At 70.9% G+C, this 14,368-nt stretch carries 14 protein-coding genes; 8 read left to right on the top strand and 6 right to left on the bottom strand.

From position 1 onward, the window contains the following. Positions 1-126: 126 nt before the first annotated feature. From NXI30_25550 to NXI30_25535, 4 genes are all read right to left on the bottom strand, one after another. Positions 127-729, bottom strand: coding sequence for a hypothetical protein (locus NXI30_25550; GenBank protein ID MCR9097597.1), 603 nt, complete (start codon positions 727-729; stop codon positions 127-129). Between the two features lie 372 nt (positions 730-1,101). Further along, the gene (locus NXI30_25545; protein MCR9097596.1) at positions 1,102-1,353 is read right to left on the bottom strand and encodes a hypothetical protein; all 252 of its coding nucleotides are present in this window, start codon (positions 1,351-1,353) and stop codon (positions 1,102-1,104) included. Between the two features lie 234 nt (positions 1,354-1,587). Next, on the bottom strand, positions 1,588-2,286 hold the full coding sequence (locus NXI30_25540) for a PEP-CTERM sorting domain-containing protein (GenBank protein ID MCR9097595.1): 699 nt from the start codon (positions 2,284-2,286) through the stop codon (positions 1,588-1,590). Continuing rightward, positions 2,283-3,968, bottom strand: coding sequence for a hypothetical protein (locus NXI30_25535; GenBank protein ID MCR9097594.1), 1,686 nt, complete (start codon positions 3,966-3,968; stop codon positions 2,283-2,285). The genes NXI30_25540 and NXI30_25535 overlap by 4 nt, the downstream gene beginning before the upstream one ends. Before the next feature lie 228 nt (positions 3,969-4,196). Here NXI30_25535 and NXI30_25530 point away from each other — a divergent pair, with 228 nt between their 5' ends. Genes NXI30_25530 through cofE form a run of 4 tightly spaced genes read left to right on the top strand, consistent with a single transcriptional unit; the run spans position 4,197 to position 6,915 of the window. Next, positions 4,197-4,532 carry a hypothetical protein gene (locus NXI30_25530; GenBank protein MCR9097593.1) on the top strand — a complete coding sequence of 112 codons (336 nt, stop codon included), beginning with the start codon at positions 4,197-4,199 and terminating at the stop codon, positions 4,530-4,532. Further along, positions 4,529-5,473: a 2-phospho-L-lactate transferase gene (cofD, locus tag NXI30_25525; GenBank protein ID MCR9097592.1), complete on the top strand. Its 945-nt coding sequence runs from the start codon at positions 4,529-4,531 to the stop codon at positions 5,471-5,473. Before NXI30_25530 ends, cofD begins: the two co-directional genes overlap by 4 nt. Before the next feature lie 34 nt (positions 5,474-5,507). Continuing rightward, on the top strand, positions 5,508-6,155 hold the full coding sequence (cofC, locus tag NXI30_25520; GenBank protein MCR9097591.1) for a 2-phospho-L-lactate guanylyltransferase: 648 nt from the start codon (positions 5,508-5,510) through the stop codon (positions 6,153-6,155). Continuing rightward, positions 6,148-6,915, top strand: coding sequence for a coenzyme F420-0:L-glutamate ligase (gene cofE / locus NXI30_25515; protein MCR9097590.1), 768 nt, complete (start codon positions 6,148-6,150; stop codon positions 6,913-6,915). Before cofC ends, cofE begins: the two co-directional genes overlap by 8 nt. Before the next feature lie 10 nt (positions 6,916-6,925). Here the strand turns inward: cofE and yihA are convergent, their stop codons facing one another. After that, positions 6,926-7,606, bottom strand: a complete 681-nt coding sequence (yihA, locus tag NXI30_25510; protein ID MCR9097589.1) for a ribosome biogenesis GTP-binding protein YihA/YsxC — start codon at positions 7,604-7,606, stop codon at positions 6,926-6,928. After that, positions 7,603-8,841 carry a pyridoxal phosphate-dependent aminotransferase gene (locus NXI30_25505; GenBank protein MCR9097588.1) on the bottom strand — a complete coding sequence of 413 codons (1,239 nt, stop codon included), beginning with the start codon at positions 8,839-8,841 and terminating at the stop codon, positions 7,603-7,605. The genes yihA and NXI30_25505 overlap by 4 nt, the downstream gene beginning before the upstream one ends. Positions 8,842-9,108: 267 nt before the next feature. Here NXI30_25505 and NXI30_25500 point away from each other — a divergent pair, with 267 nt between their 5' ends. The 4 genes from NXI30_25500 to NXI30_25485 are packed head-to-tail and all read left to right on the top strand — an operon-like array spanning position 9,109 to position 14,341. Further along, positions 9,109-9,570 (top strand): cytochrome c maturation protein CcmE, encoded by a 462-nt coding sequence (locus tag NXI30_25500; protein MCR9097587.1) that lies wholly within the window; start codon positions 9,109-9,111, stop codon positions 9,568-9,570. After that, positions 9,571-11,646, top strand: coding sequence for a heme lyase CcmF/NrfE family subunit (locus tag NXI30_25495; protein MCR9097586.1), 2,076 nt, complete (start codon positions 9,571-9,573; stop codon positions 11,644-11,646). Next, positions 11,643-13,595 (top strand): zinc ribbon domain-containing protein, encoded by a 1,953-nt coding sequence (locus NXI30_25490; GenBank protein ID MCR9097585.1) that lies wholly within the window; start codon positions 11,643-11,645, stop codon positions 13,593-13,595. Before NXI30_25495 ends, NXI30_25490 begins: the two co-directional genes overlap by 4 nt. Next, the gene (locus tag NXI30_25485; GenBank protein MCR9097584.1) at positions 13,592-14,341 is read left to right on the top strand and encodes an ABC transporter ATP-binding protein; all 750 of its coding nucleotides are present in this window, start codon (positions 13,592-13,594) and stop codon (positions 14,339-14,341) included. Before NXI30_25490 ends, NXI30_25485 begins: the two co-directional genes overlap by 4 nt. The last annotated feature ends 27 nt before the right edge of the window (positions 14,342-14,368 follow it).

The raw sequence follows: 14,368 nt of genomic DNA, 5'->3' as shown, positions 1-14,368 counted from the left end.
CCCTGCGTCTCAAGGAGCGCTCGCTTCGGGGCTCTGCGGGGGGCAGGTTCCGCCGTCGACGGACCCGGGGAGAGTCGCACAGAACACGCAGGGCGTCCCGTTCCAGGGGCGCCGCCGGTAAGCGCGCTACGACTTCGTCGTCCGCTTCCGCTTGCGCGCGTTCTCGACGAGGTAGTCCAGCACGACCTCGTCGAGGGGCTTCTCACTGACCACGCGGTCACCGAAGACGCGCGAGAGGCGGGAGCCACCATCGGTCTGTTCGGACGCGGCCGCCGGTGGCGGATCGATGGGCGCCTGCGGCTCGGTGAGCGCGTGCGGCTCGACGAAAGTCGGTTCGGCGACCGGCGGGACCTGCGCCCGCTCCTGCGGAGGGGCCGGCGGGCGTTCTTCTTCCGTAAGGGTGGGCGGCTCGGCGGTCGCGTCCGTCGCGTCGATCTGGAAGACGTCGGGCCCCATGCGCTGCTCGATCGCCGCGTCGTGCTCGCCGCGGGAGAGCTGCTTGAGCATCGACTTGTGGAGCCCCTCCATCAGCTTGCGGATCGCGTCTTCGAGGGCGTCGCCCTCCTTCTCTCCGAGGAACTCGGAGTAGTCGCGCTTTTCGCTGGCCATGATGTTCCCACCGTGGAAGAGGTGGGTGATCACGTGGGGGTTCCCCAGGCCGGAATCTTCGGTCTGGACGTGGAAGAGCACGCCCCGGTAGCGAAAATTCGTGTTGAAGCCCGACAGCATCGCGAGCCGACGCCCCCATTGAAATTCGACCCGTTCCGCCAGAGCGGTCCGGTCAACATAGCCCCCGCCCGACCGTGGCCACGGCGGGGCGCGCCCGCCGCCGGCAGTCCGGACGCAGGTCCTTCTCCTATCGGGTCGCCGCGTCGGAATCTGAAAGCCCGGACGGCCGTCGGGGAGACCTGGCGCACGCCGAAGATCGAATTGCGGCGATTCACCCACGAATCAACGCAGGGGTTGCCGGATCGCAGCCCGCGACGACGACGCGGCCGACGGATCGCTCCGCCGGCCGCGTCCGGAAGGTCGGCCGTTTTCGGGCGCTGGAGTGCCTCCGTTCGACCCCCTCGAGATCGCCGCGCATCCCGACGGCCGCGCCTACGTGAGCACGTCGGCGAACGTCTCCTCGTTGAAGCCGACGATCGTCGTCTTCCCGACGCGCAGGGTCGGCGCCCGCAGATTGCCGGTGGGGCCCAGCATCTTCGCCGCGACGTCCCCGACCTTCTCCGACTTCATGTCGAAGACGTCGAGCTTCTTGCCCTTCGCGACGTAGACCTTCGAGGATTCCTTGGCGATCGCCTTCGCGTCGCTCTCGCCGAGCTTGCGGCTCGCCGGGATCTCCTCCTTCACCACGACCTTCTCGGCGTCCAGAAACTTGGACGCTTTGGTGCAGCTCGTTCAACCCTTGCGGAAGTAGTACCAGTCGACCTTCTTGGCCATGTTCGTCCCTTCGCGGTGCGCTGGTTCGTCGCGTCCCGGCCCGCCCCCGGATCCGGACGCGGATCGAGGAGGGCTCGCCGATGGCGACTGCGCCATTCGTTTCGGCGCGCGACCGGAGAACGGCTCCGATCGCGCGCCTGGAGACTAACGGCGCGAGCGGAGCACGTCCGCCCCACGCCACCGCCCTTTCGGTCGCCCCGCTGCCGAGAGCCCCGCGAGCCCGAGGGCCATCAGCAATCCGGTGGCCGGCTCGGGGACGACCGCGAAGGGCGCCTCCCCGGGCGTCGGACTCGAGAGGAGCACGAAGTCGAGCGCGTTGTCGTCGGTGTCGAGATCCGCGAAGACGCGCGCGAGACTCTCGCCGGCGACCCCGTCCGGCGCCGCCGAGCCCTCACCCGCGAAGATCTCGTCGGCGTCGAACACGCCGTAGCCGAGCGCATCGCGCACGAGCGCTGCGGCATCACGCAGGACCACGCTGTCCGGACCGTTCTGGAAGTCGAAGTTCGCCAGCAGGTCGGCGTTCGCGACGCCGGTCGTCCCGTCGGAGAAACGATCGGCAAGGACGAAGAGCCCGTCCGCACCGATCGCCCCGCTGAGCGGGATCGAAGGACCGACCGCACCGTTGCTGCCGTTCACGCCTTCGATCACCCAGCCATCGAGGACGAAGCCGGCAGGACCGGAGAGCTCGACGAAGACCGCGCCGTCGTCGCTGCCCGGAGCGTCGTAGTAGACCTCCGAGAGGAGAGCGGCCGCCGCGGCGGGACCGGCGCCGACCGCCGTCGAGAAGAAGACGGCCCACGCAACGCGGGCACGCCAGGTTCGAGAGAGAGTTCGAAACGTCATTCGAGAGCAAGACCTCGGTTCTCGGGACCTTCGTTCGGGGATGAAGGGTCGGGCGGCAGGGACGCCTGGTCGCGCTGCCACTCGGAGAGCCAGCCACCGGTCCACGCATCGAGTCCGGCCGCGAGCTCCCGCGCCCGGAGGCGGAGCTTCGCGGGCTCCCCCGGCTCGAAGGGACCGCCCGCAGCGAGGCGCGCGCGGATCCGGGCGCGTTCGAAGTAGAGCTGATGGATCTCGTCGCTCACGTCGTCCCGCAAGGCGAGGACCTGCCGGAGCTCCCGGGAGAGATCGACGCTGTCGTCGGGATAGGCGACCTCCCCGAGACGCCAGTCGAGCTGGAGCAGCGCCTCGAAACGCGTGGTGCGGTCTCGGGTCCGGTCGGAGAGCCGTCGATAGTCGCCGGACACGAAGGCCTGGTCGGCGAAGCGCCGGTCGTCGCGATCGAAATCGGCGCCGAACTGCAGTCCGAGCTCGGGCCACCAGCCGCGTCGCGCGAGTCCCGATCGCAGCGCCCGATCCCGTTCGGGGTCGAGCCCGGCACGAACGAGCGCCCGCGCCCGCAACGCGGCGACCGGCGGATCCTCGGGAATCGGCGAAGCGTCTTCGCGCGATCCCGGAGGACGCGTCCCGGGAACGGGCGCGATGACGGCTGCCGCGATCCGCACCCGATCGGTCGACCGGACGTGGACACCGGAGCGACAGAGCACGATTCCCGGCCCTTCTGCGGACGAGACATCGAGATCGACGCACGGCTGCGCGCCGGGCTCGGGGCCGAGCCGCTGGAAGCGCCCCCCCGGCGCATCGCCCCGGTAGAGACCGCGATCCGTCGCGAGCATCAGCCCCTCGTCGTTCCAGTCGAGGCGCCGCGCCACGGCACCCGGGGCGAGCACCGGTCGATAGCGCCGCCAGATCGGGGCCCGCGCAGAAGCGTCCGCGACGGCGAGCCCGTCGGGATAGAGCACGACGATCGACGCGCCCGAGGCCTCCGACACCGCCGACGCCTCCGAGGCCGCCGCGACGAGATCGACCGCTCGCGCCTCGCTGCGCGGTCGCGGGAGCGGCAGCCGATCGCGCCGAAGGATCCGGAGCCCGGCATCGCTTGCGATTCCCTCGACCCGCTCGAGACCGCCCGGTCCCAGCAGCCAGAGCACGCGACGCTCGGCGAATCCGGGTGCGGCCCCGAGCGCGAGGAATGCGGCGTGCTCGACGCCGCCGCCGACTTGGGAAGCGACGAGCGGCTGGAAGATCCGTCCGCGCGTCGACCAGTAGGCGCCGGCTTCCGTCGCGACGAGCAGGCCGGCCTCGTCCCCGATCACGCGATGGACGTTCGCGACGCCGGCATCTCCCCGGAGCGACCGACGTTCGGGCCGGGCCCCTCCTTCCCAGCGGAAGAGTCCCTCGCCGGTCGCGATCCAGAGCGCATCCCGCGGTCCGAATGCGATGTCCCGCACGTCCGGGAGCGCCGCCGCTTCGCTCCCCCCGCCGGCCTCCGCCTGCCACCAGCGAACCACGCCTCCGGAAGCGAACGCGAGCCCCGAACGTGCGGAGGCCGCGACGGCGATCAGCGGCTCGGCCGGTCGCGCGCCCCAGGCCGCGGGTCGCCAACCGTCTGCGTCCTCCGTCGCACCTACCGTCGCGCCCGTCGTCCGCGCGGAGCCCACCAGCAACACGCAGCACACGGCCACGATCCACCCGGTTCCGGGAGCCCGACGTCCACTCGTCCCGTCCCGCTCGCGTGCAGTCGCTCTCGCCATCCCCGGCGAGAGAGCAAGCCGCGTGCCGCCTTCTCGCGGCCCTCAGACGACGCGTGCAGCGCGTCGAGCCCGTTCGTTCCCGTCGCTGCCGTGGACCGGATTTCACGTTTGCGGACGCGCACTTGACGGGAAGCCGGGGGTCCCGAAGAATCGCCCCACATGAACTCCCCGGAACGATCCCCGCGCCCTCGCCGACCGGGACGAATCACCGCGCTCCCCCTGGCCGCGGTCTTGATGGCCTGCGCGTCGGGGAACGGGGACCACGCGCTCCCACAGGACGAGGCGGCACGCGCCGCCGAGATCGCGGAGATCGAAGCCCGCGTCGAACGCGACCGGGCAAGGCTCGCGGGCATGGTCACGACGCCCCGCGACCTCGAGGCCGCGCCCTTCCACGAGGATCCGGAGCTGCGCGCCGTCGCCGAACGGTTGACCGCGGACGCGGCTCGCCTCGAGCGGCTCCGAGGCGAGGAAGACGATCCGGGAGACGAGCTGTGAGCGGCGCGGTCGTCGTGCTCGCCGGCGGGGTCGGTGCGGCCCGCTACCTGCGCGGCGTCGTACGCGCCTGCCCGCCCGAGGACGTGATCGTCGTCGTGAACACCGGCGACGATCGCTCCTTCTACGGCGTGCACGTCTCCCCCGATCTCGACATCGTGACCTACACCCTCGCGGATCGGATCGATCCCGAGCGCGGCTTCGGTCTCGCAGGAGACACCCATCGCCTCGTCGATCGGCTCTCGGAGCTCGGCCACGAAGCCTGGTTCCGTCTCGGGGATGCGGACTACGCGAACTGCCTCCACCGCACGCTCCGCCTCGCCGAGGGCGCCGGCCTGCACGAGGTCGCGGACGAGCTGCGCCGGGACCTCGGTCTCGCGCTCCGGCTCCTGCCCATGTCGAACGACCCGTGCCCGACCCGGGTCGAGCTGAGCGGGGGGACCTCGATCCACTTCGAGGAGTACCTCGTGCGCGACGGCGCGCCGACGGACGTCGAGGCCGTCGACCTCTCCGCGGCCCGAGCCGCCACCCCCGCGCCGGGCGTGCTCGAAGCGATCGCCGCCGCCGACACGATCCTCGTCTGCCCGAGCAATCCCATCGTCTCGATCGGCCCGATCCTCGCCGTGCCCGGCGTGCGAGAGGCCCTCGACGCGACCGACTCGCCGATCGTCGCGGTCTCGCCCATCGTGAGCGGCGCCCCGATCAAGGGGCCCGCGCACACCCTGCTGCGGGCGCTCGGCATCGAAGTCTCGGCCCTCGGCGTCGCGCGCTTCTACGCGGATTGGATCGATGGGTTCGTGTTCGACGAACGGGACGCGGAGCTGCTCCCGGCGGTCGAGGCCCTCGGCCTCGCGGCGACGGCGGTCGATACGATGATGGTCGATGCGACGGTCTCCGAATCGGTCGCGCGGGCGGCGCTCGGGGTGGCGGACCGGCTGCGATGACGAGGGGTCGTTCGACGCACGACGGGCGGCGCAGATGACGATCGCGCTGATCCCGGTGAAGAACCTCGAGGACAGCAAGTCCCGACTCCTTTCGCGGCTGCCGGACGGGCTGCGGCGACGGCTCACGCTGGCGATGCTCGAAGACCTGATCGAGGCGCTCGACGCGACGCCGGGGATCGACCGGATCGCGGTCACGACCCCGGACGAGACGGTCGCGACCCACGCCCGGGCGGCCGGCGCCGAGGTCCTGCTGCGTCCCGAGCCCGGATTGAACGCGGCCCTCGAAGACGGACGCGAACGACTCTGTGGCGTGGGCGACGACCTCCTCTTCGTCCTCGGCGACGTCGCGGGCGCCCTCGCGAGCGACTTCACGCGCCTTCTGGAAGCGGCCGCGAACGAGGGGCCGAGCGTCTGGCTCGCGCCTTCGGCGGACGGCGGCACGTCCGCCCTCCTCCATCATCCCGCCGGGCTGATCCCGTGCCGCTTCGGCCCCGACAGCGCCAAGCGCCACGGCGAGGCGGCAGCGGACGCCGGCGTTCCCCTTCACGAGCTCGCCCTGGCTTCGCTGGCCATCGACCTCGATCAGCCCGAGGACCTCGACGCCTTCCTCGAGACCGTGGGCGGCGGCGTCCGTACGCGGACGCTCCTGCGCGAGGCCGCCGACGGAGACGACGATGTCTGAGACGCCCGCCGGCACGACCTTCCCACTCCGCCTCGTGCCGATCCCCGGCCTGCCCGAGGTCGAGCCCGGGACCGATCTCGCGGCGATGATCCGTGATGCCGCCGCCAGCGCGGACGTCGAGCTCGACGGCCGGATCGTCGTGATCGCCCAGAAGATCGTGTCGAAGGCGGAAGGACGCCTCGTCCGGCTCGAAGACGTGACGCCGGGCGAGGAGGCGAAGGAGATCGCGGCCGATCACGACCGCGACCCGCGCCAGGTCCAGATCGTGCTCGACGAGAGCACACGCATCGTCCGACGCGGCAACAACGTCCTGATCTGCGAAACGAAGCACGGCTTCGTCTGCGCCAACGCCGGCGTCGATCTCTCGAACGCGCCGGGCGAGGACATCGCCGTGCTGCTGCCCCTCGACCCCGACGCGTCGGCACGCCGGATCCACGAGGCGCTCTCGACCCAGGGGGCCCACACGCCCGTCGTGATCACCGACACCTTCGGCCGCCCCTGGCGCGACGGACTCGTCGACGTCGCCCTCGGCTCCGCCGGTCTCGCCCCGATCAAGGACGACCGCGGCTCCCGCGACCGGATCGGTCGCGAGCTGCTCGTGACCCAGCCCGCGACCGCGGACCAGCTCGCCGCGGCAGCGGGGCTGCTCATGCTGAAGAGCGCGGGGATCCCGGTGGTCGTCGTCGAAGGGTTTCCGATCTCCGGCGATGGCGGCGTGGCGGACATCCTGCGCGATCCCGCGACCGACCTCTTCCGCTAGGCCGACCCCGTCAGCCCTCGACCGGACCTTCGTGCGCGGCAGGCTCGGGCGTCCCCACCGCCTCCGCCGGCGCTTCTTCGTCGGGATCCCGGAACCGCTCGGGATACGCGAACTCGAAACAGGTCCGCCAGACGACGTCGAGCCCTTCGCCCTTCTGCGACGACGTCGCGATCGGTTTCCCGAACCCTTCGCCGATCGCCGCGCGGAGCTTCTTCACGGCTTCCTTGCGCTTCATGAGCTTCAGCTTGTCGGTCTTCGTCAGGAGGATGCGACCCGGCACGCCCTGCTCGGCGAGCCACGCGAGCAGAAGCGCTTCGTCCTCGCTCCAGCTGCGGCGCACGTCCTGGAGGACCATCGCCAGACAGAGCGATTCGCGGCGGGCGAGGTAGCCCTCCGCGAGGCGCTGCCAGCTCGCGCGTTCCTTTCGAGACACCTTCGCCCAACCGTATCCAGGAAGGTCCACGAGGCCGATCTCCCCGCGATCGGTCCGTACGCGGAAGAGCACGAGCTCGCGGGTCTTGCCCGGCGTACTGCTCGTCCGCGCGAGCTTCTTCCGCCGCGCGAGCGCGTTCAGCAGGCTCGACTTCCCCACGTTCGAGCGGCCGAGGAAGGCGACCTCCGGCAACCCCGACTCGGGCAGCTTCTCGACGCGAGGCGCCGAGGCGATCAGCTCGGCCTCGAGGATCTTCATGCGCCCACCTCCCGATTCTCGCGCCGAGCGGAAAGGACCTTCTCGCGCCGCGCGGCAAGGACCGGCGCCATCCTCTCGAGGGCCGTCTCGATCGTCTCCCGCGCCAGCGCGTAACAGAAGCGCAGTCGCCCCTCCGCCGCCGCTCCGAAATCGATGCCCGGCGTGCAGCCGACGTGGGCCTCCTCGAGGAGGTCGAAGGCCAGCGCACGGGAATCCGACCCGAACGCCCGCGCGTCCGCGAGCACGTAGAAGGCGCCTTCCGGCGCCCGCTCGATCCCGAAGCCGAGCCCGCGGAGGCCGTCGACGAGCAGGCGGCGGCGGTCGGTGCAGGCTTCGAGCAGCGCGGCGCTCATCTCCGCCCCCTCGGCGAGCGCCGCGATCCCGGCGTGCTGGACGAAGCTGCCGGCCGAGATGAAGAGGTTCTGCTGGAGGATCTGGAGCCGCCGCATGGCCGCTTCGGGCGCGACGACCCACCCGAGCCGGAAGCCGGTCATCGCGTACCGCTTCGAGAACCCGTCGAGGACGAAGGCTTCGTCCGAAATCTCGAGCGCCGAGGTCGTCCGGGCGCCGTCGTAGACGAGCCCGTCGTAGATCTCGTCGGAGACCAGGGTCGGGCCGAGGGCGGCGAGGGCCTCCATCACGTCGCGCGGCTGCACGGCGCCGGTCGGGTTCGCCGGAGAGCCGACGACGATCGCCTTCGTGCGCGGCGTGATGGCTGCGCGCACCCGCGCTGGATCGATGTGCCAGCCCGCGTCGGCGTCGGTCTCGACGAAGACCGGCTCGCCCCCACAGAAACGCACGAAGTTCGGGTAGCAGGGATAGTGGGGCGTCGGCAGGATCACCTCGTCCCCCGGGTCGACCAGGCACGCGAAGACCAGGGTCATCGCGCTCGACGTGCCCTGGGTCACCAGCACCCGCTCCGGGTCGACCGAAGCACCGAAGCGACGTGCCAGATCGTCGGTGATCGATTCGCGCAGCGTCCAGAGCCCCCGGCTGTCCGTGTAGTTCGTGTCGTCCCGCGCGAGGGCGAGCTCGACGGCACGGTTGGCGGCCTCCGGCGGCGCGAATTCGGGCTCGCCCAGCTCGAGGTGGGCGACGTCGATCCCGTCCCGCTCGAGCTCCGCGGCGCGCTCGAGGACCTCCATCGCCAGAAAGGGCGCGAGGGACTCGGCCCGGGCGCTCCAGCGGCGGTCTCGCGGCGGGTCCGGATTCGAAGCGGGCGGCGTCTGCGGCATGCGCCTCGGTTAGCCCGGTGGTTCGAGAGCGTCAAGGCAGCCAATCGTCCAAGTGTCCGAAAACAAAGCAATTTTCGCCCCAACCGTCTTTGACACACCCGGGGGCCGAAGCTAATCTCGGCTCGTCCACCGATTCCGGACGCGCTCCCAGAAGCCTCCAACCCCCTCGAACCGACGCGCCGCGCGCGCTTCCCCGCTCGCCGGGCCCCTCGGCCTGCGACGCGAGCACGGACGCCGGCTCGTCGACGAGGAAACGGGACGAAATCCATGTCCAAGGGTGTCCAGATTGCCATCGGCGTCGTCGCCATCGCCGCACTGCTCGGTTGGTGGGGCACGACCCAGATGGAAGCCGGCCTCTCGTTCCAGTACTTCCAGGACCTCGACGAGTTCCACGCCAACGCCGGCGAGATGGTCGGCCGCAGCGCGCGCGTCCACGGCTACGTCGCGAACGAGTCGATCGAGCGCGACCTCGACGGGCAACGCGTCGTCTTCCACGTCCAGAACCACCCGCCCCACGCGGGCGGCCCGGTCGGGCAGACCCTCGCCGTCGTCTACGAGAGCCTCGAGACCCCCGACCTGTTCAAGGACGGCGCCGAGGTCGTGGTCGAAGGCCAGCTCGAGTTGAACCGCGGGGCTCGGGTCTTCGTGGCGGACAATCTGCTCGCGAAGTGCCCGTCGAAGTTCGAGGCCCAGGCGGGGCCCGCCGACCAGGCGAGCGTGGATCTGTAGATGGCGGACATCGGACTCTACGCGCTTCGCCTCGGACTCCTGCTCTGCGCGCTCGGGGTCGGCGCCGGCGTGTACGCCGGACTGACCCGACGCGAAGAATGGACGCGAGTGAGCGAGCGCTCGATGCTGCTCGTCTTCGCCGCCTGCTCGACGGCGATGCTCGCGCTCTTCTGGGCGCTCGCGAACAACGACTTCTCGCTCGCCTACGTCGCCAGTCACTCCGCGCGGACGATGCCGCTCCACTACCGGCTCGGCGCGCTCTGGGGCGGTCAGGCCGGGTCGCTGCTCCTCTGGGGCTGGATGCTGACCGCCTACGCCGCCGTCGCGATCTTCGGCAACCGGACCCAGAACCGACGGCTGATGCCCTGGGTCTGCGTCGCGATGCTGCTGAACGTCGCGTTCTTCCTCTACCTGCTGAACTTCGAGACTCCGCCCTTCGAGCGTGTCCCCTACGCAGACCGGCTCTCGGACGGGAACGGGTTGAACCCGCTGCTCCAGCACCCGGTGATGATGATCCACCCGGTCATGCTCTACACGGGCTTCACCGGCTTCGCCCTGCCCTTCTCCTTCGCTTTCGCGGCACTCGTGACCGGCGAGCTCGGGACGACGTGGTTCCGGACGACGCGGCGTTGGACGCTCTTCGCCTGGAGCGTGCTCTCGGTCGGGATCATGCTCGGCGGACGCTGGGCCTACGAAGTCCTGGGCTGGGGCGGCTACTGGGCCTGGGATCCCGTCGAGAACGCGTCGCTCATGCCCTGGCTGGCCGGGACGGCCTATATCCACTCGGTCATGATCCAGGAAAAGCGCGACATGCTGAAGACCTGGAACATCGTCCTGATCGGCCTGACCTACGGCCTCTGCCTCTTCGGCACGTTCCTGACCCGCTCCGGCGTCGTCCAGTCGGTCCACGCCTTCGCGAACAGTGACAGCTTCGGCCGACTCTTCCTCTTCTACGTGACGATCATGCTGGCGGGCTTCATCGCGGCGCTGCTCTTCCGCCTGCCCCGGCTGCGGAGCCCGAACAAGCTCGAGAGCGTGCTGTCGCGCGAGGCGAGCTTCATCATCAACAACTGGATCTTCATGGCGATCCTCTTCGTCGTCTTCGTCGGCACGATGTTCCCGGTCTTCACCGAGACGATCGGCGGCGTGCGGCGGATCCTCGGCCCGCCCTACTTCAACACCTTCGCGGGCATCCTCGCGCTCCTTCTCATGGTCCTGACCGGCATCGGTCCGCTGATCGCCTGGCGCAAGGCCAGCCTCGCGAGTCTGCAACGCCAGTTCGTCGTTCCCGCCGCGATCGGAGCGGTGACCGCCCTCGGCGTGCTCGTGCTCTTCGGGACCGCGCCGGGCTATTGGGCGATCTCGGCCTGGGGCCTCGGCGCCTTCGTGCTCGCGACGATCGTCCAGGAGTACGCCCGCGCGATCAACGCGCGGGTGCAGCGACGCGGCGAGGGTGTCTGGACGGCGCTCACGACGCTCCTGCGACGCAACCAGCGGCGCTACGGCGGGTACATCGTCCACGCCGGCGTGGTGATCCTCCTGCTCGGCGTCTCCGGTGCGGCCTTCAACACGGAGAAGCTCGAGAACATCCGACCGGGCGACTCGACCACGATCAACGAGTTCCGGCTCCACTACCTGACCGCAGAGGCGATCCCCGCCCAGCACTACGGCGGCGCCAAGGCGCGCCTCGCGCTCTATCGGAACAGCGATCAGGACGGCCACAGCGGTACGCCCCTGGCCGTCATGACGCCGGAGAAGCGGCTCTACTGGCTAGAACAGCAGCCGAACTCGATCCCGGCGATCTGGTCGGGCTGGCGGGAGGACCTCTACGTGATCCTCACGGCGGTGGAGCCCGACGGCTCCGGCACGTTCAAGATCTATCACAACCCGCTGGTCAACTGGGGTTGGAGCGGAGGCGTCCTCTTCGTCGTCGGTTGTCTGATCGTGCTCTGGCCCCATCCCCAGAGAGAGAACGCCCAGAGAGAGAACGCCCAGAGAGAGAACGCCCAGAGAGAGAACGCCCAGAAAGAAAACGCCCAGCAGGACAGCGGCGCTCGAGCGGAGAGCCGCGCGTGAAGCTTGCGCCGCCTCGCCTCAGGCGATCGCGCGTTCGCGTCGCGATCACCGTCCTCCTGCTCGCGATCGGATTCCCGTGCGCGGCCTTCGCACAGCACGGAAACGACGTCGGTCAGGCGCCCCCACCGCCGCCGGGTCCGGGCGAGCTCGTCGTCGAGCTCGTGACCGACGAGCCCGCGCTCTCGCTCGAAGGCCGCGACCTCGCCCTCTACGCGCTCGACCCGAACGGCATGCCGGGCCTCGCCAACGGCGTGACCGACGCCGAGGGGCGCCACGTCTTCACCGGCATCTCGAACGACCCCGGCATCGTCTATCTCGTCGGTGCCCGCGTCGGCGACATCCCCTTCGGCGAGCGCATCACCTTCGTGGAAGGCGAGACGGACGCCGAGATCACCATCCGCGTCTCGAGCCCGACGACCGAGATCCAGGGCGTGACGATCGACGAGCTCCGCGCGCGCATCGACTGGATGGGCGACCGCGTCGTCGTGACCGAGATCCTGAAGCTCACCAGCCGCGGCAGTCGCGTCATCCAGCTGCCCGCGGACGGCTCGGCGGCCGCGATCTTCGAACGGCCGATGCCGAGTGCGCCCCTCGACTTCGACGCCGGTCCCAACTCGATCGGCGACGACCTCGCGATGCAGGACGGGCGCGTCCGCTTCTTCGGCCCGCTCTATCCCGGCGAGCAGCGCGTCGAGTACCAGTGGAGCCTGCCCCTCGACGGCGCGTCGCGCGACGCCGACTTCGAGATCGCCCTGCGCGAAGCTGTGGGCCGCCTCGTCGTGGTCGCGGGCACCTCGGGTCTCACCGTCGACGGCGACGGCCTCGTCCCCTCGCGCACCCTCGCGGACGACGATGCACAACCGCTCGAAAGCTGGGCACGCGACGGCCTGCGCGCGGGCGAGTCGATCCGGGTCGCCTTCACGCTGCCGGAGAGTCGCCGGGATCCGGGCGCCGTGGTGCTTCCGCGCGCGGACGTCTGGGTGGACTTCGACGACACCCGCCTCGAAGCGAACGTCGACCTCAGTCTCGTCGTATCGCCTGGCGCCCCCGTGACGGGCACACGGGAAGCGCCGCTCCTGCACGTCGCGGTGCCCCGCGGAGCGACCCTCGACGGGGTCGCCCGGGAAGCGGAGGCCTTCGGGCTCGTGCCGACCGAAGACGGCGGCTTCGACGTGCTCGGACCGATCGGCCCCGGCGAGCACTCGATCGGCTTCAAGTACCGGATGCCGAGTGGCCCGGACGGCGTCGACGTCGGCATGCGCTTCCCGCGCGAAGTCCAGACCCTGAACGTCCTGATCGCCGACACCGGCCTCGCCCTCGAGAGCTCGCGTCTCCATCGCCGCCGCCCCTTCCGCAACCGGACGCGGAACTATCTCCACCGCGAGGCCTACAACGTCGAGATGCACGAGACCGTCGACCTGCGTCTCGAGCCGCTACGCGGCAGCGGACTCCCGCAGGAGGCGACCCTCGCCCTCACCTTCCTCGGTGTCGCGGCCGCCGCCTGGTTCATGGTCTCCCCGCTTCGGAGCAGCCAGCGCAGCACGAGCCGGATCGACCCGACCCTCGCGCGCATCCGCGAAGAGCGCGAGGGCGTCTACGCCGACATCGCCGATCTCGACCACGACTTCGAGACCGGGAAGCTCGACGAGGCGGACTACGCGTCCATGCGCGAGTCGCTCCGCGGGCAAGCGATCGAGCTGATGCGCGAGGAGCGGGCGCACGCCGAGCCCGAGACGAACGCCGCGCAGGCCCCGACGCCCTCCGCGGCGGCCGAATCGACCGCCGCACCGACCTCGACCGAGGCCGCCGCCGCGCCGGTCGACGCCGACGCGATCCCGACCGGCACGTTCTGCCCGAGTTGCGGCGGGCGCGTCGATCCGAACTGGCGCTTCTGCTCCCATTGCGGCGGCGCGCTCCAGCCCGCGAGCGCCGGGGGCGACGAGGGGTGAGCCCCGTCCGGCTTCGCGGCGAGGCCCTCGAGAAGCGCTACGGGCGCGTGGCCGCGCTCCGCGGGGTCGACTTCGAGATCGGTGCCGGCGAGTCCGTCGCGATCCTCGGTGCAAACGGCGCCGGGAAGAGCAGTCTGCTCAAGATCCTGGCCGGGCTCTCGCGGCCGAGCGGCGGGACCTTCGCCGCCCACGACGCCGGCGCGGAGGCGGACCTCTCCCGCGATGCACTCCGCGCCCGGGTCGGCTACGTCGGACACGCGACGCTGCTCTACGGCGAGCTGACCGCGCGCGAGAACCTCGCGTTCGCCGCGCGGCTCCACGGCCAGCGTCCGGCGCGCGACGCCCTCGACGCCGTGCTCGCGGAGTTCGACCTCCTGGACGTCGCCGAGCGCCGTGCGGACACCTTCTCCCGCGGCATGGCCCAGCGCCTCGCGATCGCCCGGGCCGTCGTCCACGCCCCGTCGCTCCTGCTGCTCGACGAGCCCTTCACCGGCCTCGACGAAGCCTCCGGTGCGCGTCTCGAGGCGCGCCTCGTGAGCCAACGGGACGATGCGGCGGGACGAGCGCGAAGCCTCGTCGTCGTGACCCATGATCCGCGCCGCGCCGTCGCCCTCGCGGATCGCGCGATCGTCCTTCATCGGGGCCGCGTCCGCGCGACGCCCGCGCGCGGGGAAGCGGCCTTCGACGCCGAGGCCCTCCGCGCGTGTCTGGTCGAGCTCGCCCAGGGCGGAGAGGTGGCCGCATGACGAGCCGACCGCAGGGCCGCGAGGGGA

This window comes from bacterium, assembly GCA_024742285.1.
Taxonomy (GTDB): Bacteria; Myxococcota_A; UBA9160; order UBA9160; family UBA4427; genus UBA4427.
This window is presented reverse-complemented; position numbering and strand designations above follow the sequence as displayed.

Bases quoted from the DNA above. Each gene is read 5' to 3' on its own strand.
- NXI30_25530 (MCR9097593.1), top strand. From the start codon at position 4,197: ATGAACTCCCCGGAACGATCCCCGCGCCCTCGCCGACCGGGACGAATC.
- yihA (MCR9097589.1), bottom strand. From the start codon at position 7,606: ATGAAGATCCTCGAGGCCGAGCTGATCGCCTCGGCGCCTCGCGTCGAG.
- NXI30_25500 (MCR9097587.1), top strand. From the start codon at position 9,109: ATGTCCAAGGGTGTCCAGATTGCCATCGGCGTCGTCGCCATCGCCGCA.
- NXI30_25540 (MCR9097595.1), bottom strand. From the start codon at position 2,286: ATGACGTTTCGAACTCTCTCTCGAACCTGGCGTGCCCGCGTTGCGTGG.
- NXI30_25495 (MCR9097586.1), top strand. From the start codon at position 9,571: ATGGCGGACATCGGACTCTACGCGCTTCGCCTCGGACTCCTGCTCTGC.
- NXI30_25505 (MCR9097588.1), bottom strand. From the start codon at position 8,841: ATGCCGCAGACGCCGCCCGCTTCGAATCCGGACCCGCCGCGAGACCGC.
- NXI30_25550 (MCR9097597.1), bottom strand. From the start codon at position 729: ATGCTGTCGGGCTTCAACACGAATTTTCGCTACCGGGGCGTGCTCTTC.
- cofC (MCR9097591.1), top strand. From the start codon at position 5,508: ATGACGATCGCGCTGATCCCGGTGAAGAACCTCGAGGACAGCAAGTCC.
- cofE (MCR9097590.1), top strand. From the start codon at position 6,148: ATGTCTGAGACGCCCGCCGGCACGACCTTCCCACTCCGCCTCGTGCCG.